Genomic DNA, 18,467 nt, shown 5'->3' on the forward strand with positions numbered 1-18,467 from the left:
GGCTTTTTTTGCGGGCGGCATGGCCGGCACAAGGCGTTGGGGCAAAGCGCCCCCGGGCCTCACCCCTGCCTTGTCGACCCCTTGGCCATGCCAGGCGGCGGCGATGCCGGACGCGGAAAGAAGGGCTGGGCGCCCTTACGCGTCACGATCCGTGCGCGTTCGCGGCCGCGCCGGCCCCGCATAGGGGTCGATCGCCGTCTGCGCGCCGTCGCCCGTCGCGGCGAACACGCGGCAATCCTCGCACAGGTCGAGCAGCGCCAGCCGTACCGGGTCGGCGAACATCCAGTGGCCGCTGGCCGACAGCTTGCGCTTCACCCGGTCGATGGCGCTGCGGGTGCCGAACAGCTTGTGGCATTGCGGGCATTCGGCCGGCGCTTCCTGCCGCAGCACGACGCGCTGCCCGGCTTCCGGCAGCAGGCTGATGCGCGGCTCCAGCGTGATCACCTTTTCCGGGCAGGTGGCGGCGCAAAGGCCGCATTGCACGCAGGCATCTTCCAGGAAGGACAGCTCCGGGCGGTCCGGGTTCGCGGCAAAGGCGCCTGTCGGGCAGACGGTGGTGCAGGACAGGCACAGCGTGCAGCCATCCGCCACCAGCGCCGCGCCGAAGCCGGCGGCGGGCGGCAGCGGGATGATGGCGGCGGGCGTTTCCAGCGCGCCGCGCAGCGCGGCCAGCGCGGCCTTCAGCATCTCGCGCGGGGTGCCGAGGGGCAGGAAGTCGGCGTCGCGCGGCAATGCCACGCCAGGGGGCGCGGCGCGCAGCGCGTCCAGCATCGCGAAGGGGTCATCCTGCTCGATCGCGTCCGGCACGGCCTGCAGGCCGAGGCCCCCCAGCAGCGCGGCGGCGGTGTCCAGGTTGCGCAGCACGCCTTCCGCGCCGTGCGGCCGGCGGGCGGGCAACAGCACGCGCACGCGGCCGGCGCCCCAGGCATAGGGCGCGACCAGGGTGGCCAGGTCCAGCGCGCTGGCCTCGCCCACCCGCAGCGGCAGCACGTCGGCCGGCAGGCCGGGGCCGTGGCGGGACAGCGCATCGAACATCGCCTCCCCCGCCTCGCCGTGCAGCAGCAGGGTGGGGGCGGTGCCGCCGGCGGCGTGGAATGCGCGCAGCAGCACGCGGGCGCGGCGCAGCAGCGCGTCCGGCGGCGGCAGGGCGTAGGTGGCGGCGCCGGTGGGGCAGACGGCGGCGCAGGCGCCGCAGCCGGCGCAGATCTCGGCGCTGATCGCCACGCTGTCCCGGTGCCCGGGCGCGGCGGGGGTGATAGCGCCGGTGGGGCACAGGTCCAGGCAGCGGGTGCAGCCGGTGCGGCGGTTGCGCGAATGGGCGCAAAGCCCGGCGTCAAAGGTCACGAAGCGCGGCTTGTCGAACTGCCCGACCAGCGCCTCGGCGTCGCGCGCCAGGCGGGCGACGGCGGCGGCATCCCCCGGGTCGGCCCGCAGGTAGCCGAGCCGGACCTCATGTGCCGGAAACAGCGGCGGGCCGCCCGTCAGGTCCAGGATCATGTCGCAGCGGCTTTGCGCCCCGTCCTGACCGCGCCCCCAGCGATAGGCGCCGCGCGAGGAGGGGGCGGCCGCCGCGTAGCCATCGATGGTGACGGCGAAGTGGCCCAGCCAGCCGGTGGCCGCGCGCGCCCGGCCGCGCAGCACGGGAAAGGTGCCGGTGGCCAGCGGCTCCACCTCTTCCGCGCCGGTCAGCAGCACGGTCAGGTCCAGGCTGGATTGCAGCGTGGCGGCCAGCCCGAGCGCCGCCGCGTCACGCCCCAGCACCAGCGTGACGCCTTCGCTGGACAGGGGCACCAGCGGCGTGGCGGGCATGGGGACGCCGGCGGCGGCCAGCAGCGCGGCCATCTTGGGCCCGGCCCTGTCGCCCTGGTCGGACCAGCCGGCCTGCTCGCGCACGTTCACGAAGTCCAACGCGCCGCGGTGGCCTGCGGCCTCGGCCTCCTGGCGGAACAGCGGCGCTTCCTGCGTGCAGCCCACGGTCACCGCGTCCTCGCCCAGCGCGGCCAGGAAACGGTCGAGCTGCGAGCGGCAGAGTTGCTCGCCGGTGCGCAGGCGGCCGCCGCAGCCGCGCGTGAGGGCGGCCTCGTCCAGCACCATGGTATCCTCGCAGGAACAGGCGAAGACGGTGCGGGGGCGCGTGCTGTCCATCAATCAATCCTTCGGCCGGTCGGTGGCAAGGCCCGGCCTCAGCGCCTAATATGCTGCCGGTGGACACACGCACAAAGACCCCGGCCAACATGAGTGCCACCGCGCCCGCGCAGGGCCTGCCGCCGCTGCCCAGCCTGTTCGCGCCCCACGCCCTGCCCGCGGGCGCCGACGCGATGGTCGAGGCCGCGCGCATGGCCCCCATGCTCGGCGCCGGCACGCTGGCCTGGGTGGATGCGCCCGACAGCGTGCAGGCCGCCGTGGTGCTGGAACCCGAGCTGCCGCTCGCCGCCGCCCGCGTGGCGCTGCTGGCCGCCGCCACGGCCGCCGTGGATGCCCTGGTGGTGCTGGGTCCGCCGGAAATCCCCATGGCGCTGCGCTGGCCCGCCACCGTGCTGGTCAATGGCGGCACGGTAGGGCAGGCCCTGCTGGCCACGCCCCCCGGCACGGCCGAGACCGCGGTGCCGGACTGGATGGTCGCGGGCATCCGGCTGGACATGCACGGCCACGCCGCCGAGCCCGGCCTGTTCCCCGACCGCACCGCCCTGGCCGAGGAAGGCTTCGCCGAGGTCCCGGTGCCGGAGCTGGTGGCCGCCTGGGCGCGACACCTGATGGCGGGCCTCGCCGAATGGCAGGAGGAAGGCTTCTTCCGGCTGTCGGAACGCGTGCTGGAACGGCTGGAGGACGCGCAGGGCGCGGCGCTGGACCCGCTGGATGGCAGCCTGCTGCTGCCCGGTGGGCGGCGCTTTTCCGTGATGACGGACAGAAAGGCCGGGGAATGAATTCCCCGGACCCTTTCTTTCTTTTTGGCCGTTTCCGGTCACGCCCGTGGTGCGGCCGGGCTTCCGGCGCGACGGCAACGCATGTGTCAGGCAGGCAGAAAAAAGGTGGGGGTCCGGGGGAGTTCTCTTCCCCGGCCTTTTCCGCGCCCGGAGTGCACGCATGAAGCTCCCCCGCACCCTGCGCCTCGACCCGTCCGACACGGTGGTCTTCGGCCAGGCCGCGCCGCCCGGCGAATGGGCGGTGCCCGGCGGCTTCGCCTTCTGGGACGACGACCTCGCGGCGTTGAGCGGCCAGCGGCGGCAGGCCTTCCGCGCCGGCTTTCTGGGCCTCGGCAGCTTCGGCTGGTCGACGCTGGTGGAAGTGGCGGAAGCCAGCGCCGCTGAGCGCGAAGCGGCCGTCGCCCGGCTGGCCGCGCATATTCGCGCGGCCTATGGCGCGCCGGACGAGGCCAGCGCCCGCGCGGCGGCGGAGGACGAGCTCGGCTTCGCGGAATCGCTGTGCGACCACCCGCCCGGCACCGTGCTGGCCCTGGCGCGCAGCGTGGTGGATGGCCGTGTCTCGGAGCAGTTCCGCACGTTGCACCGGCGCGAGGCGCCGCACCGCGACTTCGGCAGCCTGCCGGTCTTCGGCATCGTCGAGGTTGAGGATGACGAGGCGCCGGACCACATGCCCGATCTGACCAGAATGGGCCCCGGAGCAGACCGATGACCGACTTCTGGATCGCCTCCGGCCACCACCTGTGCGACCGCGACGCGGCGGGCCGGCTGCTGCCGACGCCCGACCTGTGGCGCGCCTTTCTGGCCCGCCCCGAGCTGCGCCCGCCGCCCGAGGCCTGCAACGCCGAGCGCGCGCTGCACGCCAGCCTGCTGCGCGACCCGTTGCGGGCGGTGTCCGGCGCCAGCCTCGCCGCGTTGGCCGATCCGGACGCGGCGGAGAACTGGCAGGTCTTCCTGCGCTTCCGCGACCGCGTGGCGGCGCAGCCGACGCTGGAAGCGGCCTGGATCGATTTCTTTCGCGGCGACGTGCGCGGCGTGCCGCCCCTGTTCCTGCAGATGCTGACGCAGCTGGTGTGCCGCGCGGCGCTGGACGGCGTGACCGACGCCTATGTGCTGCGCGCCGCCGAATGCCTGTTCCGCCCGCAGCGCGCCGCCATCCACCAGGGTGCCCTGCTGCTGGCCGACGAGGAGACGGTGGACCTGCGCGCCCGCGACGGCGACCTGGGCGCGCTGGGCCAGTTGCTGACCGAGGCCGGCGCCGCGCCGCGCGCGGTGGAGCTGGACGTGCTGGCCTCGCCCGACGTCGCCGCCTATGCCGCGCGCGCCGACGCGCATGACCTGGCGCTGGACATCGCGCAGAACCGCCCCGGCCAGCATGCCCTGGCCCGCGCGCTGGAACGCTTCATCGAACACGTGCTGGGCGAGCGCACCGCCATCCGCCCCGCCGCCGTGATCGAGGACCCGGACTGGTCCTGGCATGTGGGGCTGGACACGGAAGCCACGGCCATCGCCAACGACCTGTGGCACGGCAAGGACGTGGCGCAGGCGCGGCTGGCGCGCATCGTCTGGCTGGGCGTGCTGGATTTCGCCGAAGCCAGCCGCGTGCTGCCCCGCGCCGCCGGCCGGCCGGTGTATCTGGCGCTGGCGATGGACACCGCCCAGCGGCTGCGCCTGAAGCCGCAGAACTTGCTGGCCGGGTTGCCGCTGCTGGCGGCGGAGGCGGCATCGTGACGCGCGTGAAGCAAAAGGCCGGGGAAGGAATTCCCCGGACCCCATCGTCTTTTTGTTTCGCTTCCGGTCGCGCCGCTGGGCCGCGTCCGTGTCAGACCGCCGCATGCCACGGCCGCACCCTGAATCAGACAGAAAAAAGCAGGGGTTTCAGGGGAATTCATTCCCCTGACCTTTTCCCCCGGCCCGCCGCATGAGCGACGCCTTCGGCACCCCCGACACGCTGCGCATCGGCCTCGCCGTCGTGGCCGAGCGCCGCCCCGCCACCAGCCCCTGGGCCGACTGGGTGTGGCGCGTGGTGGACGTGATCGAGCATGCGCCCGACACCCCGCCCTGGACCGTGCTACGGCAGGAGCCGTCGCGCACGCTGTTCCTGGCCGGCCATGCCGTGCTGTCGCTGCACCCGACCGATACGGACAACTACCGCCAGAACCTTCACAGCGACGACCCGCGCGTCTGGGTGGTGCTGCGCGATGCGCCGGGCGAGCCGGGCATGGCGCTGCATCTGGTGACGCTGGACCCGGGCGAGGCACATCTCTACGCCGATGTCGGCAACGACACGCTGGAAAGCCTGCCGCTGCCCGCGTTCCTGATGGGCCCCGCACAGCGTTTCGTGGCCACCCACCACAAGGAACGCAGCTTCCACAAGCGCCGGCGCGACCGCGCGGACCCCGAGGCCCTGGCCCGCCGCCGCCCCGGAGACGACGACGCGTGAGCGGCTTTCTGGGCCGCTGGTCCCGCCGCAAGCGGGGCGAGGATCTTTCGGAACCCGGTGCCGCTCCGCCGGTGCCGGAAGCGGCGCCCGCGCCATCGCCGCCGGAGCCGGCCTTCGACCCGGACAGCCTGCCGGCGCTGGACAGCCTGGGCGCCGGGTCCGACCTGTCCGCCTTTCTGCACCCCAAGGTCCCGGAACTGCTGCGGCAGGCGGCGCTGCGGCGCGTTTGGGCAGCCGACCCCGGCATCCGCGACTTTGTCGGCCCGGCCGACTATGCCTGGGACTTTAACGCCCCCGATGGTGTGCCGGGCTTCGCGCTGCAGGTGGGCGGCGACCTCCGCAAGCTGCTGGCCCAGGCGATCGGCGAGGTGACGGCGCCCGAAACCACAGCCGAAGCCGTGCCCGAGGACACCCCCGTGGTGGCGCCGCCCTCCAGCCCCGTGCGGTTGGCGGAGCCGGCCCCGCCCGGGATCGCGGCCGAGGAGGAGCCGGAGCCGCCGCCCTTGCGGGAGCGGCGGCATGGCGGAGCCCTGCCGGTGCCGGGTGGCGAAACAACGGGCGAGGAGCCGCGCGTGGCCGGGCGCGACGATCCTGGGCGCGAACAGCAAGGCCGCCAGGGCTGACCCTGGCGGCCTGATAGCCGTCGCCGCACCCGTCCGGCGGGTCAGGCCGTTCAGTCGTAGGCGACGCGGCCCTTGGGCGCGCCCGCCTTGCCGCCGAGATAGCCGCACAGCGCCGCCAGGATCAGCACCACGAAGCTGATCAGCGCAGCGCGGGACACCACCTCGGCCGCCGTCTGTGCCGCCTGGGCCGCCTGGTCGCGCAACCGCTGCGCCGCGGCGCGGTACTGCTGCTCATATTGCGTGATCTGCGTGCGGGCCTCGTCCACCGGGATGGACCGAGCACGGGCCAGCGCCTGCGCCGCGCGCTCGCGGGCCTGCTGCTGGTCGGCGGCATCGCCGGTCAGCAGCGAACGGACGGCGGAAATGGCGCTGTCGCGCAGTTCGGCCGGGTCCTGGCCGCCGGTGGTTTCGCGCAGCTGCTGCTCGATGCCCGCGAAGGGGTTGGCCTGCTGCGCCAGCGCGGGGGCCGCGCCTTGCACCGCCGAGCCGGCACCCTGCGCCACGCCGCCCAACACGTTGGTCACGCCGTTCAGCGCGCCGCCCACCAGCCCGCTGACGGCGCCCGACAGCATGAACAGCACGACCAGCGTCGTGGTGGCCCAGGTGGCCAGCCCGTGCAGGCCGCCGGTGCCGCCGGCCGGCTGCGCCGACAGGCGACCGGCCACCCAGCCGCCGGCAAAGGCGGCGATCAGCCCGGACACGCCGTACCAGGCGGCGGCGGCGATCGACAGCGTGCTGGCGTTGGGGCTTTGCCCGGTGGCCGGGTCCAGCGTGGCGACGCCGATGCCGATGCCCAGTAGGCTCAGCGCCGCCTGGACGACCAGCGCGATGGCGACGCCGGCCAGGATGGCGCCCCAGGACATGCGCCGGAGGCCACGCTCCATCCCGCCATAAGGGGTGGCGTAGGCCGCGCCCGGGGCGGGCTGGGCCAAGCTTGGGTGAGCATGGGGGGTCGTGTAATCGCTCACGTCGCGTCTCCTGCCCGTGTGACCGGTGCCTTTGCCCTGGACGGGGCGGAAGCGCCGTCCACTGCGTGTCGCAACGCCGGGAAACAGGAAAAGTGGCAGGTGCCGGCGGCTATCCGGCGTCCGGCGCGGGGTTGTTGCGTGGCTGCAACACGTACAGCGTCGCGCGTTCCTGCATCGGGCCGGCGGCATGGGCGGCGGCCTCGCCCCATCCCCAGAACAGGTCGGCCCGCGCCGGGCCACGGATGGCGCCGCCGGTATCCTGCGCCAGCACCAGCCGGCGCAGCGGGGCGCCGCTGCGCGGGTCGCGCGCCACCACCCAGACGGGGCTGCCCAGCGGGATCTCGGCCCGGTCCACGGCGATGGAGCGCAGCGGCGTCAGGGGCACGCCCTGCGCGCCCGTGGGGCCCTGGTCCGGCCGGGCGGGGACGTCGCGGAAAAACACATAGGACGGGTTTCGGTCCATCATCGCCCGCGCCCGGTCCGGGCCGGCGGCGGCGAGCCAGGCGCGGATGGACTGCATGGACACCTCGGCGCGCGGAATGGCGCCCTCGTCGGCCAGCAGGCGGCCGATCGGCACGTAGGGCCGGCCGTTCTGCCCGTCATAGCCGACGCGGCGCACGCCGCCATCCGGCAGCACCACCCGGCCCGAACCCTGGATCTGCAGAAAGAAGCGGTCCACCGGGTCCGCCAGGAACAGCAGGGCGCTGCCATCGCCGGCCTCGATCGCGGCACGGTCGGGGTAGGGCCGCAGGCGGCCGCCTTCCACCCGCCCGGCGGTGCGGCGGCCCTTCAGGTCGGGCGCGAAGGCGCTCAGGTCGACCTCCACCAGGTCGGCGGGCCGGCGGTGCAGCGGCACGGAATAGTCGGGGGAGGCGGTGGCGGCGCCGCGCAGCTCCGGCTCGTAGTAGCCGGTCATCAGACCCTCGCCGGCGGGGCGCAGGGTGAAGTTGCGTTCAAAGAAGTCGCGGGCGGCGGCATGGTCGCCCGGCGGCAGGGCCGCCGCCTCGGCGCACAGGGCCGCGGTCTGCACCGGGGTCCGCTTTCCGCAGCCGGACAGGTAGGCGGGAATGGCCTCGGCCAGGGCGTCCTCCCCCCAGCCGGGCAACTCGGCCACCCGGCGCGGCTCGGGCGGCGTGCAGGCCGCCAGCCCCAGCAGGGCGGCGGCCGCGACGGCGAGGCGCAGCAAGCGTTACGCCGCGCCGGTGCTGACCAGCTTCCAGACGGGCTCGCCGCTGCGCAGGTCGCGCTGGAAGGTCCACAGGTCGGTGATCTCGGTGACGCCGTCATGGCCCGAGGCCACGCTGCCATCCGCCGCCGTGGTGATGTTGATCTGGTCGGACACGATGCGCACCGTGATCTCGGCCACCGTGCCGCGCAGGTCGGCGGCCTCGATCACCATGTCCTGCACGTTGCGGATTTCGGTGCGCTGGCGCTCGCCCGCCGTTTCGCGCGCCACGATGGCGCCCTCGAAGCCGGCATAGGTGTCGTCCGACAAGAGGTTGCGCAGCGTCGCGCGGTCGCCGTTGGCGAACGCCTCGACGATCATGCGGAACGCGCCCTCGGCCCCGCCCAGGAACAACGCGGGGTCGAAGCTGCCGTCCTGCGCGCGGATGCGGGCCAGCCCCTGTCCGGCCGGGGTGCGGGCATCCGGCACGCCGCGCGCCGGGACCGCCGGCACGGCGTCCGGGACCGCCTGCGGACCGGGACGCACGGCTTCGGCGGGCCCCTGTGCCTGCGGCGTCCGCTCAAAACCCTGGCGACGGCCGAGCACGCTCCGCAGCCGAAGCACCAGGAACGCCGCGATCATCGCGAACAGGATCAGTTCGACTGGAAAGCCGCCAGACATTGCATTCTCCTCATGTGGCGTCACTTAGGGTGCGCCTGTCACGGCCGCAACGCCCGGCGGGGCCGATTCGCCACCAGCCCGGTGGAATCGCGCCGCCCGGCCGCGGCGCCCCAGCGAAAGTTCCCCCATGATCCTGCTGCGCCACGGCCAAAGCGAGTTCAACCTGCACTTCACCGCCACCCGCCGGGACCCCGGCATCGAGGACCCCAAGCTGACCGAGCTGGGCCACCGGCAGGCGGAAGCGGCGGCCGAGGCGCTGCTGGCCGAGGCCGGGCCCGGCGGCATCCGCCGCATTCTGGCCAGCCCCTATACCCGCGCCATGCAGACGGCGGCCCCGCTGGCCCGTCGGCTCGGGCTGCCGGTCACCATCCAGCCCCTGGTGCGCGAGCGCTTCGCCTTCGCCTGCGACATCGGCACGCCGCGCAGCCGGCTGGCGCTGGACTGGCCGGACCACGAGCTGGCCCATATCGACGAGGTCTGGTGGCCCGCCGCCGAGGAGCCCGCCGACCAGGTGGAAGCCCGCGCCGCCCTGTTCCGCGGAGAGATGTCGGCGCTGGAGGACTGGGCGCAGACGGTGGTGATCACCCACTGGGGGTTCATCATGTCCATGACGGGGCAGTCCATCGGCAACGGCGAATGGCTGCGCGTGGACCCCACCGCGCCGCCGCCGGCGGTCATCAGCTGGAAGCACGGCTGAGGGCCGGTCGCTCCTGACAGCCGCCCCCCGGCGTGCTACCCCGCGCGCCTGATCGCCGCACACCCCGCGAGGCCCAGCCCATGTCCGACACCACCCCGCCCGTCCCCAACGGCGCCGCCGCCCCCCAGCCCGGCCAGCCCCAGGGCCCGCTGCTGCTGAACCTGCAATACACCAAGGACCTGTCCTTCGAGGTGCCGGGCGCGCCGGAGATCTTCACCACGCTGCGCGAGCAGCCGCGCATCGACCTGCAGCTCGACGTGCAGGCCCGCGCCCTGCAGGACGGCGGCAATGTCTTCGAGGTGTCGCTGAACATCCGCGCCGACGCCCAGGCGCACGGCCAGACCGCTTTTATCGCCGAACTGGTCTATTGCGGCATCTTCACCGTCAACGTGGAGCCGCAGATGGTGGAGCCGCTGCTGCTGGTGGAATGCCCGCGCCTGCTGTTCCCCTTTGCCCGCAACATCCTGGCGGACGTGACGCGCGACGGTGGCTTCCCGCCCGTGCTGCTGACGCCGATCGACTTCGTGGCCCTGTGGCAAAGCCGCCGCGGCGGCCAGCAGGGCGCGGCCGCGCCGGTCGCCGACGCCTGAAAGCCTCCCCCGCCGACGACGTTGAAGGTCGGGGAATGAATTCCCCGAACCCTTTCCTTTTCCTGTCTGTTCTCGGGATGGGCGCTGGACGGCGCCGCCGCTATGAGCCGGCTTTCCAAGTGAAAGACCGCCCGTTCCATTCCGCCTGACCGAAAGCGGATAGAAAAAAGAAGGGGCTTCAGGGGAATTCATTCCCCTGACCTTCCGGTCCCCACCTGCGCCACGCTTCCCGCTTTACATCCCCGGCCCTGCACGGCACACGGCCCCGCATGTTCCGCAACATCGTCACCATCGGCGGCTGGACCTTCGCCAGCCGCATCCTCGGCTTCGCGCGGGACATGCTGATCGCAGCCTTTCTCGGCGCCGGGCCCGTGGCGGACGCCTTTTTCCTGGCGCTGCGGCTGCCCAACATGTTTCGCCGCCTGTTCGGCGAAGGCGCCTTCAACGCCGCCTTCGTGCCCGCCTTCACCGCCGCCCTGACGCTGGACGGCCCCGCCAAGGCGCGCCTGCTGGCCGAACGGATGGCGACGCTGATGACGCTGTGGCTGTCGCTGCTGGTGGTCATGGGCATGGTGTTCATGCCACAGCTGATGTCCGTGCTGACGCCAGGCCTGCTGGACGAGCCGTTCCGCTTCGAGCTGGTGGTGGAGCTGTCGCGCATCACCTTCCCCTACCTGCTGTTCATCTGCCTGACCGCGCTGGTGTCCGGCGTGCTGAACGCGGCCGACAAGTTCGCCCTCGCCGCCGGGGCACCGCTGCTGTTCAACCTGTGCGCCATCGTTTCGCTGTTCGCGCTGACGCCGTTTGTCGCCACGCCCGCCCACGCGCTGGCCTGGGGCACCATGGCGTCCGGCGTCATGCAGCTGGCCGTGGTGGTGTGGGCCGCGCACAAGGCGGGGCTGGGCTTCCGGCTGATCTCCTTTCCCAAGCTGACCGAGGACACGCGGCAGGTGATCCGCCGCATGGTGCCCGGCGTGCTGGGGGCGAGCGTGACGCAGCTGAACCTGGCGGTGGACATGTTCATCGCCTCCTGGCTGCCGGCCGGCGCCATCTCCTACCTGAACTACGCCGACCGCCTGGCGCAGCTGCCGCTCGGCGTGGTGGGCGCGGCCATGAGCACGGCGCTGCTGCCGGTGCTGTCGCGCCAGCTGCGCGGCGGCAAGGCGCTGTCCGCCCACCGCTCCATCAACCGCGGCATCGAGCTGTCGCTGGCGCTGACCCTGCCCGCCGCCGTGGCGCTGATCGTCACCGCGCAGCCCATGCTGACCGTGCTGTTCCAGCGCGGCGAATTCACCGCCGACAAGGTGGCCGCCACCGCGCCCGCCCTGGCCGCCTACGCGCTGGGCCTGCCGGCCTATGTGCTGATCAAGTCCCTCGCCCCCGGCTTCTTCGCGCGGGGGGATACGGGAACGCCGGTCAAGATCGGCATCGCCACGGTGGCCTTCAACCTGTGCCTCAACCTGGTGCTGACGCCGCAACTGCAGCACGTGGGCATCGCGCTGGCCACCGCGCTGTCGTCCTGGGCCAATGCCGGGCTGCTGGCCTTGATCCTATCCCGCCGCGGCCATTGGGTGGCGGACCGCGCGCTGCGCCGCAACGCCTGGCGCCTGCTGGCCGCCGCCCTTGCCATGGGCGCCGTGCTGTGGGGGCTGGACCAGATCCTGTTCCCGGCCGCCGGGCTGTGGCGATTCGTGGCGCTGGGCGTGCTGGTGGCGGTGGGGATCGCCTCCTACTTCGGCGCCACCCTGGCGCTGGGGGCCTTCGACCTGCGGGAATTCCTGCGCAAGCGGAAGCGCCGCGCGGTGGCGTGACGAAGACCGCGGGCGCTGCCCCCAGACCCCGCCATCAGAAAGCATCGGAGCGAAAAGACCGATCCGGACGCTGACCGCAGGCGGGATTGTTCAGAAATATTCGCGTGTCACGGCCTGCATCGATCCCCGGCAAGCCCCGCATCACTTTCTGCTGCCGGGGTCCGGGGTGGCTCAGCCACCCCGGCTGGGTCCAGGGGCGGCGCCCCTGGCCCGCGCTAGCCCAGCACGCGATACACCGTCACCTCGCGCACGTCCCGGTCCTCCAGCTCCCGCGTCACCGGCACGGGAAAGCGCTGCACGGCTTCCAGCCCCTGCTTGGGCAGGTAGGCCCGCCCCGGGTCGGCCAGCAGGACGGTCGCGCCCGCGGCGGCCATGCGGCGCAGCCAGGGCATGATGTGGCCGGTCATCGGCGCCTCGTAGCAGACGTCCCCGGCCAGCACGGTGTCCCAGCGGCAGGCGCTGCCCACCACGTCGCCGTCCGGCGTCGCGACGGCCACCCCGTTGTGGCGGGCGTTGAGGCGCGTCGCGGCCAGGGCCAGGGGGTCGATCTCGGCGGCCTCGGCGAAGGCGGCGCCGGCCCGCATCGCGGCGATGGCGGCCAGCCCGCCGCCGGCGGCGAAGTCCAGCACCCGGTGGCCGCGCACCGCCACGGTGCCGTCCAGCATCAGCCGGGCCAGCGCCTGGCTGCCGGGCCAGGCAAAGGCCCAGAAGGGCGGCTCGATGTCGCGCTGCGCCAGCCAGTCCTCGGTGGCCTGCCAGATCGGGGTGATCTCGGTGGCGAGGTAGAGCTCCACCTCCGGCACCAGGGCGGGGCGGGCCAGGGCGGTGTGGGCGGCGATAAAGGCTTCGGGGTCCAGCAGGGCGGGGCCGGTCACAGGCGGCCGGCCAGAAAGGCGAGGGCGATCAGCAGGCCGGTTTGCCGGTTGCTTTGGAACAGCCGGAGGCAAAGGGGCGCGTCGTGGATGTCGAGCCGCGCCACCTGCCAGGCGAGGTGGGCGGCCGGCACCAGCAGGGCGGGCCAGAACCAGGGGCCGCTGCCGCCGAGCCACCCCGCCAGCGCCAGCAGCGCCACCACGCCACCGTAGCAGGCGACCAGAAAGGGGCGGGTGCGCTCGCCCAGTGTCAGCGCGGAGGAACGGATGCCGACCATGGCATCGTCCTCGCGGTCCTGGTGGGCGTAGATGGTGTCGTAGCCCAGGATCCACAGAAAGGCGGCGGCGTAGAGGGCGAAGGCGGCGCCGTCCAGCCGGCCGGTGGCGGCCGCGTATCCCATCAGCGCGGCCCAGGAGAAGGTGAGGCCCAGCACCGCCTGCGGCCAGTCCGTCACGCGCTTGGCGGCCGGGTACAAGGCCACCGGCAGCAGCGACAGCACGCCAAGGCCGATGGACAGGAGGTTGAGGCTGAGCAGGATGGCCAGCCCGAGCGCCAGCAGCAGCACCAGAAAGGCGGTAGCCCGCTTGGCCGAGACGGCACCGGACGCCAGCGGCCGCGCGGCGGTGCGGCTGACCAGCTTGTCCAGGTCGCGGTCCCACAGGTCGTTCACGATGCAGCCGGCACCGCGCATGATGGCCGCCCCCAGCCCGAACAGCAGCGCCAGCCACAGCCCGCTGCCCCAGCCCGGCGCCGCCAGCGCGAAGGCCCAGAGCCCGGGCAGCAGCAGCAGCCAGATGCCGATCGGCCGGTCCAGCCGCATCAGCAGCGCATAGGCTTGCCAGCCCCGGGGCAGATGCGCCACCCAGCCCTGGGCGCGGATGTCGGTATGCGGCACCGCGCCGCCTGTTCCTGTGGAGCCGCCCATGTCCATCCCCCGCCTGTTCGTCGAAGCCGATCTCGCGCTGGGGGAGGATGTGCCCGCTTTGCCCGGCCAGGGCCACTACCTGGGGCAGGTGATGCGCAAGGGAGAGGGCGATGCGGTGCTGCTGTTCAACGGACGCCATGGCGAATGGCGCGCCCGCATCGGCACGCTGCGCAAGGACAAGGCGACCCTGGTGCCGGAGTCGCAGTCGCGCCCGCAGGCCGCCGGCCCCGACATCCGCCTGCTGTTGGCCCCCCTGAAGCGGGATGCCATGGAGTGGGTGGTGGAAAAGGCGACCGAACTCGGCGTGGCCTCCATCCACCCCGTGCTGACGGCGCGCGGCGTGGTGGGCCGGGTGAACGAGCAGCGGCTGGCCGCCATCGCGCGCGAGGCGGCGGAGCAGTGCGAGCGGCTGGACCTGCCGCGCATCGCGCCGGCGCTGGACCTGCACCGGGCGCTGGATGCCTGGGACGGCACGCCGATCCTGCTGGGGCATGAGCGCGGCGCGGCCCCATCTTTGGCGCAGCGGGTGGCCGGCCGCGCGCCACCGCTGGCCCTGCTGATCGGCCCCGAGGGCGGCTTCGCGCCAGAGGAACTCCAAGCCCTGGCGCGGCGTTCCTGTGTCTCCTCTGTCGCCCTTGGCCCGCGCATCCTGCGGGCCGAGACGGCGGCGGTCGCGGGGCTCGCCGTCCTCCAGGCCATGGCGGGCGACTGGACCGTGGCCTGATCATGCGGCAAACCCCGTTTCCAAGACGGGCTTTCCCGGCCCACGCTGAAACGGATCGCAGGTTCCCAGAATGTCCAATCCCGGCGAGGCCGATCTCACGCCGATCACCGACCGGCGGCAGCTCGCCGCGTGGTTCGATCAGGGCTCCAAGCCCCGCTCCGAATGGGGCATCGGCACGGAGCACGAGAAATTCGGTTTCTATCACGACGACCACCGGGCGCCGCCCTATGACCCGGGCGCGCCGCGCGCTGGCGGCATCCGGCAGCTGCTGGAAGGCTTCCAGCCCAAGGGCTGGGCGCCGATCCTGGATGCCGGCAACCCGATCGGCCTGACGCGAAGCAAGGCCAGCATCAGCCTGGAGCCCGGCGGGCAGTTCGAGCTGTCCGGCGCGCCGCTGGCCGACCTGCACGCCGGCTGGGCGGAGCTGCAGAACCACCTGGAGGAAACCCGCGCCGTGGCGGGGCCGCTCGGCATGGGCTTCGCGCCGCTGGGCTTCCACCCGCTGGCCCGACGCGACGACATGCCCTGGATGCCCAAGGGCCGCTACATGATCATGCGCAACTACATGCCGCGCGTCGGCCGCATGGGGCTCGACATGATGCTGCGCACCTGCACCGTGCAGGTGAACCTCGACTTCGGCAGCGAGGCGGACATGGTGAGCAAGCTGCGCGTCAGCTTGGCGCTGCAACCCGTCGCCACCGCGCTCTTCGCCAACTCGCCCTTTCTGGAAGGCAAGCCCAACGGGCTGCGCACGCTGCGCGGCCGCGTCTGGACCGAAACCGACCCCGACCGCACCGGCATCCCCGCCGTGGCCTTCGAGCAGGGCTTCGGCTTCGAGCGCTTCGTCGACTACGTGCTCGACGTGCCCATGTATTTCATCATGCGCGACGGCCGCTGGATCGACTGCGCCGGCGCCTCGTTCCGCGACTTCATGGCCAAGGGCCTGCCCGCCCAGCCCGGCGTTTCCGCCACCATGGGCGACTGGGCCGACCACGTGACCACGGTCTTCACCGACGTGCGGCTCAAGCGCTTCCTGGAGATGCGCGGCGCGGACGCCGGCAGCCCCGAGATGCTGCATGCCCTGCCCGCCTTCTGGACCGGCCTGCTCTACGACCCCGCGGCGCTCGCCGCCGCCGGCGCCCTGGTGCGCGACTGGCCGGTGGCCGAGATGCAGGCGCTGCGCGTGGCCGTGCCCGAAGGCGGCCTGACCACCCCCTTCGGGGGCCGCACGGTGCGCGAGGTGGCGGCCGACGCGGTCGCCATCGCCCGCGACGGTTTAAAGGCGCGCGGCCTGGGCGAGGAGGTGTACCTGGCGCCGCTGGAGGAGATCGTCGCCACCGGCGAAACCCAGGCGGACAAGTGGCTGCGGCTGTTCCACGGCGAATGGCGGGGGGACGTGTCCCGCATCTTCGCGGCGGCGGCGATCTGAGGCGTCGGCCAGGGGGCGCCGCCCCCTGGACCCCCGCTGGGGGGACAGTGTCCCCCCAGACCCCGCCATCTGTTTTTCCGCATCGCGCCAGGGGTTTTCGATCCCCCGCGACCGACGATCTGCCTTTGGGATCATCATGAAAATCCCGCCCGCGGCTCTGGCTTCCTGTGGATAGCAGACAACACGCTTTCTGATGCCGGGGTCCGGGGTGGCTCAGCCACCCCGGCGGGGTCCAGGGGCAGCGCCCCTGGCGGCGCCCCGCCCCGTCACCCCCCGATGAACGGCCGCAGCAGCGCCACCGCCGCCACCCCCACGATGATCGACAACCCCAGGTTCCCGGTCTTCCACTGTGTCGCCACCACGGCGAGCGCCGCCAGCCACGAGGCCGGCCCTAGTCGCGACAGGGCCAGCGCCACGTAGGCGGCGAAGAGTGGCCCCGGGATGTTGCGCAGCATGGCGTCCAGAAAGGGCGGCGGCCGCACCACGCGCAGGATGGCGTAACCGCCGACGCGGCACAGAAAGGTCACCACGGCCATGACCAGGATGGCCAGCAGCACGTCGGTGCGCAGCAATGCCTCGGGCGTCACGCGCGGCGCTCCTGCCAGGCGGCCAGCGCGGCGCCGGACAGGGCGCCGCCCAGCAGCGGCACCGGCTGCGGCAGGCCGAGGCGGGCGGCGGCCAAGGCCACGCCGGCGGCCAGCAGCCAGGGCCACAGCTCGCGCCGGCCACGCCACAGTGGCACCAGCAGGGCGCAGAAGGTGGCGGTGGCGGCGAAAAACAGCGGGCTGCCCGCCGGCAGCCGCACCAGCCCGCCGAACACGTGGCCCAGCGTCGCGACCAGCACCCAGGCGAGCCACAGCACCACGCCGATGCCCAGCAGAAAGCCGCCGTCCCGCGCGCCCCCGCGCATGTCGGCCACGCCGAGCGCGAAGGAATGGTCCACGATGGTGCCGGCCGCCAGCCAGCGCCGCCAGCCGCGCATGCGGTCCAGCACCGGCGCCAGCGCGGCGCCCATCGGCACCATCCGCACGTTCACGGCGAAGGTGGCGAGGGCGGCGGCCAGCAATGGCGCCGGGTCGGCCCAGAGCTGCATGGTCAATAGCTGGGCGGTGCCGGCATACACCGCGGCGGACATCAGCAGCGTCTCGAACAGCGTGAGGCCCTGGCCCTGGGACACCACGCCCACCACCAGCCCGAAGGGGGCGAGGCCGAGCATCAGCGGCAGGGCCGCGCGCAGCCCGCGCCGGAAGCCGGTCATGCTGAAGCCGTCGGGCGGCTTCAGGGGGTCGGGCGGCTCATCCACGGCGGGCGGCCAGCAGGCGGTCGGTGGCTTCCTCGGGGTCGAGGTCCAGCGCGCGCTCGGCCAGATCGCGGGAAAAGCCGGCGCGGGCCAGGGCGGCCAGGGCCTTGAGGCGGGCCTCGGGGGTGGGCGGGTGCCCGGCCGCGAAGGGGCCGGCGCGGCGGCGCTTCAGGTGGCCCAGCGCGGCGTTCAGCTCGTCCACCTCCTCCAGCAGCGCGCCGGCGGTGCCGCCGTCGACGCCCTTGGCCGCCAGGTGGGCCGCGATGGCGCGGCGCGACCGGCCGGATTGCGCCAGCCGGCGGGTGCGGGCGGCGGCGAAGGCCTCGTCGTCCACGGCGCCGACGCTGGCCAGCGCGCGCGCGACCTCGGCGGCGGCGGCGCGGCCGGCGCTGGCCAGCGGGGCGATGGTCTCGGCCAGCTGGCCTTCGCCCTCGGCCCGGCGGGCCCAGCGGTCCACGCGGCGCTCCAGCACGCGGCGCAACCCGGCCTCGGTGGTGCCGAAGCGGGCGAGATGCGCCAAAGCAGCCTCCCGCAGCCGGGACGCATCGGGCGGCTTGCCGGCGGGAATGTCCCGCCGGGGGCGGGAAGGCTTGCGGCCCGGTGGGGTGTCCATGATGGCAGGCAGTTTGCCACGGGGGCGGGGGGCGGGAAAGCGGGGGCCGCCGGGTTCTGGACGATCTATTCTAGAACGTGTATTCCATTTGCATGGTCAGAACCGCCCGCTTCGCCGCCGGCCACTTCGTGGACGCCGCCACCGCCCTGGTGTCCGAGGGCGGCCCCGGCGCCGCGACCCTGCAGGCCATCGCCCGCCGCGTCGGCGCGCCCACCGGCTCGATCTATCATCGCTTCGAATCGCGCTCCGCCATCCTCGCCGCCGCCTGGAACGCCGGCTACGGCGCGCTGGCGGCGGTGCTGGTGCCGCTGCTGCGGGCCGGCCGGCCGCGCGAGGCCGCGCTGGCGTTGTTGCCCTGGGTGGCCGAGGACGGGCACCGCGCCCGCTTCGTGCTGTTGCACGAGCCCGTCGCCTTGTTCGAGGACGCGCCGCCGCCCGAGGCGCTGCGCCGGGAGATGGAGCGGCTGGAAGAGGACATGGACCAGGCCTTCCGCGCCTGCGTCGCCCGTTGCGGCGACGGTGCCGTGCGGGACGAGGACCTCGCCCGCGCGCGCTTTCTGATCTTCGACGCGCCCATCGCCATTCTGCGCCCGCACCTGCTGCCGGGCGCCGCCGTGCCCGCCTTCGCGGGGCAGATGATCGCGGAACTGCATGCCGGGGTTCCCCTGGCCGGCGCCGGCCGGCAGGCGGCCTGACGCTTCTTC

Annotated in this window: 20 protein-coding genes; 11 read left to right on the forward strand and 9 right to left on the reverse strand. The window is 73.5% G+C overall.

Features of this window, described 5'->3' with window-relative positions; translation table 11 throughout:
- Nucleotides 1-135: 135 nt before the first annotated feature.
- Nucleotides 136-2,145, reverse strand: coding sequence for a 4Fe-4S dicluster domain-containing protein (locus tag IAI59_RS04465; protein WP_207419186.1), 2,010 nt, complete (start codon nucleotides 2,143-2,145; stop codon nucleotides 136-138).
- An 89-nt stretch (nucleotides 2,146-2,234) separates the two neighbouring features.
- Here IAI59_RS04465 and IAI59_RS04470 point away from each other — a divergent pair, with 89 nt between their 5' ends.
- The 5 genes from IAI59_RS04470 to IAI59_RS04490 all read left to right on the forward strand — a co-directional run bounded on the left by IAI59_RS04470 (nucleotide 2,235) and on the right by IAI59_RS04490 (nucleotide 5,987).
- Nucleotides 2,235-2,924, forward strand: a complete 690-nt coding sequence (locus IAI59_RS04470; protein WP_207419185.1) for a biotin/lipoate--protein ligase family protein — start codon at nucleotides 2,235-2,237, stop codon at nucleotides 2,922-2,924.
- A 160-nt stretch (nucleotides 2,925-3,084) separates the two neighbouring features.
- Nucleotides 3,085-3,633 carry a DUF6505 family protein gene (locus IAI59_RS04475; RefSeq protein WP_207419184.1) on the forward strand — a complete coding sequence of 183 codons (549 nt, stop codon included), beginning with the start codon at nucleotides 3,085-3,087 and terminating at the stop codon, nucleotides 3,631-3,633.
- Complete coding sequence (locus IAI59_RS04480) at nucleotides 3,630-4,652, forward strand: DUF6352 family protein (RefSeq protein ID WP_207419183.1); 1,023 nt, start codon at nucleotides 3,630-3,632, stop codon at nucleotides 4,650-4,652. Before IAI59_RS04475 ends, IAI59_RS04480 begins: the two co-directional genes overlap by 4 nt.
- Nucleotides 4,653-4,842: 190 nt before the next feature.
- Entirely contained in the window at nucleotides 4,843-5,364 is a 522-nt protein-coding gene (locus IAI59_RS04485; protein ID WP_207419182.1) for a DUF3305 domain-containing protein, read from the forward strand.
- Nucleotides 5,361-5,987, forward strand: coding sequence for a DUF3306 domain-containing protein (locus IAI59_RS04490; RefSeq protein WP_207419181.1), 627 nt, complete (start codon nucleotides 5,361-5,363; stop codon nucleotides 5,985-5,987). Before IAI59_RS04485 ends, IAI59_RS04490 begins: the two co-directional genes overlap by 4 nt.
- Before the next feature lie 50 nt (nucleotides 5,988-6,037).
- Here the strand turns inward: IAI59_RS04490 and IAI59_RS04495 are convergent, their stop codons facing one another.
- The 3 genes from IAI59_RS04495 to IAI59_RS04505 all read right to left on the reverse strand — a co-directional run bounded on the left by IAI59_RS04495 (nucleotide 6,038) and on the right by IAI59_RS04505 (nucleotide 8,801).
- Nucleotides 6,038-6,955, reverse strand: a complete 918-nt coding sequence (locus IAI59_RS04495) for a hypothetical protein (RefSeq protein WP_207419180.1) — start codon at nucleotides 6,953-6,955, stop codon at nucleotides 6,038-6,040.
- A 109-nt stretch (nucleotides 6,956-7,064) separates the two neighbouring features.
- Complete coding sequence (mltA, locus tag IAI59_RS04500) at nucleotides 7,065-8,141, reverse strand: murein transglycosylase A (RefSeq protein ID WP_207419179.1); 1,077 nt, start codon at nucleotides 8,139-8,141, stop codon at nucleotides 7,065-7,067.
- Nucleotides 8,142-8,144: 3 nt separating this feature from the next.
- Complete coding sequence (locus IAI59_RS04505) at nucleotides 8,145-8,801, reverse strand: Tim44/TimA family putative adaptor protein (protein ID WP_207419178.1); 657 nt, start codon at nucleotides 8,799-8,801, stop codon at nucleotides 8,145-8,147.
- A 127-nt stretch (nucleotides 8,802-8,928) separates the two neighbouring features.
- On the opposite strand from IAI59_RS04505, the gene IAI59_RS04510 reads away from it, so the two are divergent.
- From IAI59_RS04510 to murJ, 3 genes are all read left to right on the forward strand, one after another.
- The gene (locus tag IAI59_RS04510; RefSeq protein WP_207419177.1) at nucleotides 8,929-9,498 is read left to right on the forward strand and encodes a histidine phosphatase family protein; all 570 of its coding nucleotides are present in this window, start codon (nucleotides 8,929-8,931) and stop codon (nucleotides 9,496-9,498) included.
- Between the two features lie 80 nt (nucleotides 9,499-9,578).
- On the forward strand, nucleotides 9,579-10,088 hold the full coding sequence (secB, locus tag IAI59_RS04515; RefSeq protein ID WP_207419176.1) for a protein-export chaperone SecB: 510 nt from the start codon (nucleotides 9,579-9,581) through the stop codon (nucleotides 10,086-10,088).
- Nucleotides 10,089-10,357: 269 nt separating this feature from the next.
- Nucleotides 10,358-11,899, forward strand: a complete 1,542-nt coding sequence (gene murJ / locus IAI59_RS04520) for a murein biosynthesis integral membrane protein MurJ (protein WP_207419175.1) — start codon at nucleotides 10,358-10,360, stop codon at nucleotides 11,897-11,899.
- A gap of 215 nt (nucleotides 11,900-12,114) precedes the next feature.
- On the opposite strand, the gene IAI59_RS04525 is transcribed toward murJ, so the two are convergent.
- Complete coding sequence (locus tag IAI59_RS04525) at nucleotides 12,115-12,774, reverse strand: class I SAM-dependent methyltransferase (RefSeq protein ID WP_237181192.1); 660 nt, start codon at nucleotides 12,772-12,774, stop codon at nucleotides 12,115-12,117.
- A complete protein-coding gene (gene ubiA, locus IAI59_RS04530) occupies nucleotides 12,771-13,703 on the reverse strand; it encodes a 4-hydroxybenzoate octaprenyltransferase (protein ID WP_207419174.1) in 933 nt (310 codons plus the stop codon). Before ubiA ends, IAI59_RS04525 begins: the two co-directional genes overlap by 4 nt.
- Between ubiA and IAI59_RS04535 the strand changes: the two genes are divergently transcribed.
- A complete protein-coding gene (locus IAI59_RS04535; RefSeq protein ID WP_207419173.1) occupies nucleotides 13,696-14,421 on the forward strand; it encodes a 16S rRNA (uracil(1498)-N(3))-methyltransferase in 726 nt (241 codons plus the stop codon). The two genes, ubiA and IAI59_RS04535, sit on opposite strands and share 8 nt — an antisense overlap.
- 70 nt (nucleotides 14,422-14,491) lie before the next feature.
- On the forward strand, nucleotides 14,492-15,850 hold the full coding sequence (locus IAI59_RS04540) for a glutamate--cysteine ligase (protein ID WP_207419172.1): 1,359 nt from the start codon (nucleotides 14,492-14,494) through the stop codon (nucleotides 15,848-15,850).
- A 266-nt stretch (nucleotides 15,851-16,116) separates the two neighbouring features.
- On the opposite strand, the gene IAI59_RS04545 is transcribed toward IAI59_RS04540, so the two are convergent.
- Genes IAI59_RS04545 through IAI59_RS04555 form a run of 3 tightly spaced genes read right to left on the reverse strand, consistent with a single transcriptional unit; the run spans nucleotide 16,117 to nucleotide 17,763 of the window.
- Nucleotides 16,117-16,437: an AzlD family protein gene (locus tag IAI59_RS04545; protein WP_237181193.1), complete on the reverse strand. Its 321-nt coding sequence runs from the start codon at nucleotides 16,435-16,437 to the stop codon at nucleotides 16,117-16,119.
- Nucleotides 16,434-17,153, reverse strand: coding sequence for an AzlC family ABC transporter permease (locus tag IAI59_RS04550; protein WP_237181194.1), 720 nt, complete (start codon nucleotides 17,151-17,153; stop codon nucleotides 16,434-16,436). The genes IAI59_RS04545 and IAI59_RS04550 overlap by 4 nt, the downstream gene beginning before the upstream one ends.
- Nucleotides 17,146-17,763, reverse strand: coding sequence for a RecX family transcriptional regulator (locus IAI59_RS04555; protein WP_207419171.1), 618 nt, complete (start codon nucleotides 17,761-17,763; stop codon nucleotides 17,146-17,148). Before IAI59_RS04555 ends, IAI59_RS04550 begins: the two co-directional genes overlap by 8 nt.
- A 92-nt stretch (nucleotides 17,764-17,855) precedes the next feature.
- On the opposite strand from IAI59_RS04555, the gene IAI59_RS04560 reads away from it, so the two are divergent.
- Nucleotides 17,856-18,458 carry a TetR/AcrR family transcriptional regulator gene (locus tag IAI59_RS04560; RefSeq protein WP_207419170.1) on the forward strand — a complete coding sequence of 201 codons (603 nt, stop codon included), beginning with the start codon at nucleotides 17,856-17,858 and terminating at the stop codon, nucleotides 18,456-18,458.
- Nucleotides 18,459-18,467: the final 9 nt, after the last annotated feature.

It is taken from the genome of Roseomonas haemaphysalidis, assembly GCF_017355405.1.
Taxonomy (GTDB): Bacteria; Pseudomonadota; Alphaproteobacteria; order Acetobacterales; family Acetobacteraceae; genus Pseudoroseomonas; species Pseudoroseomonas haemaphysalidis.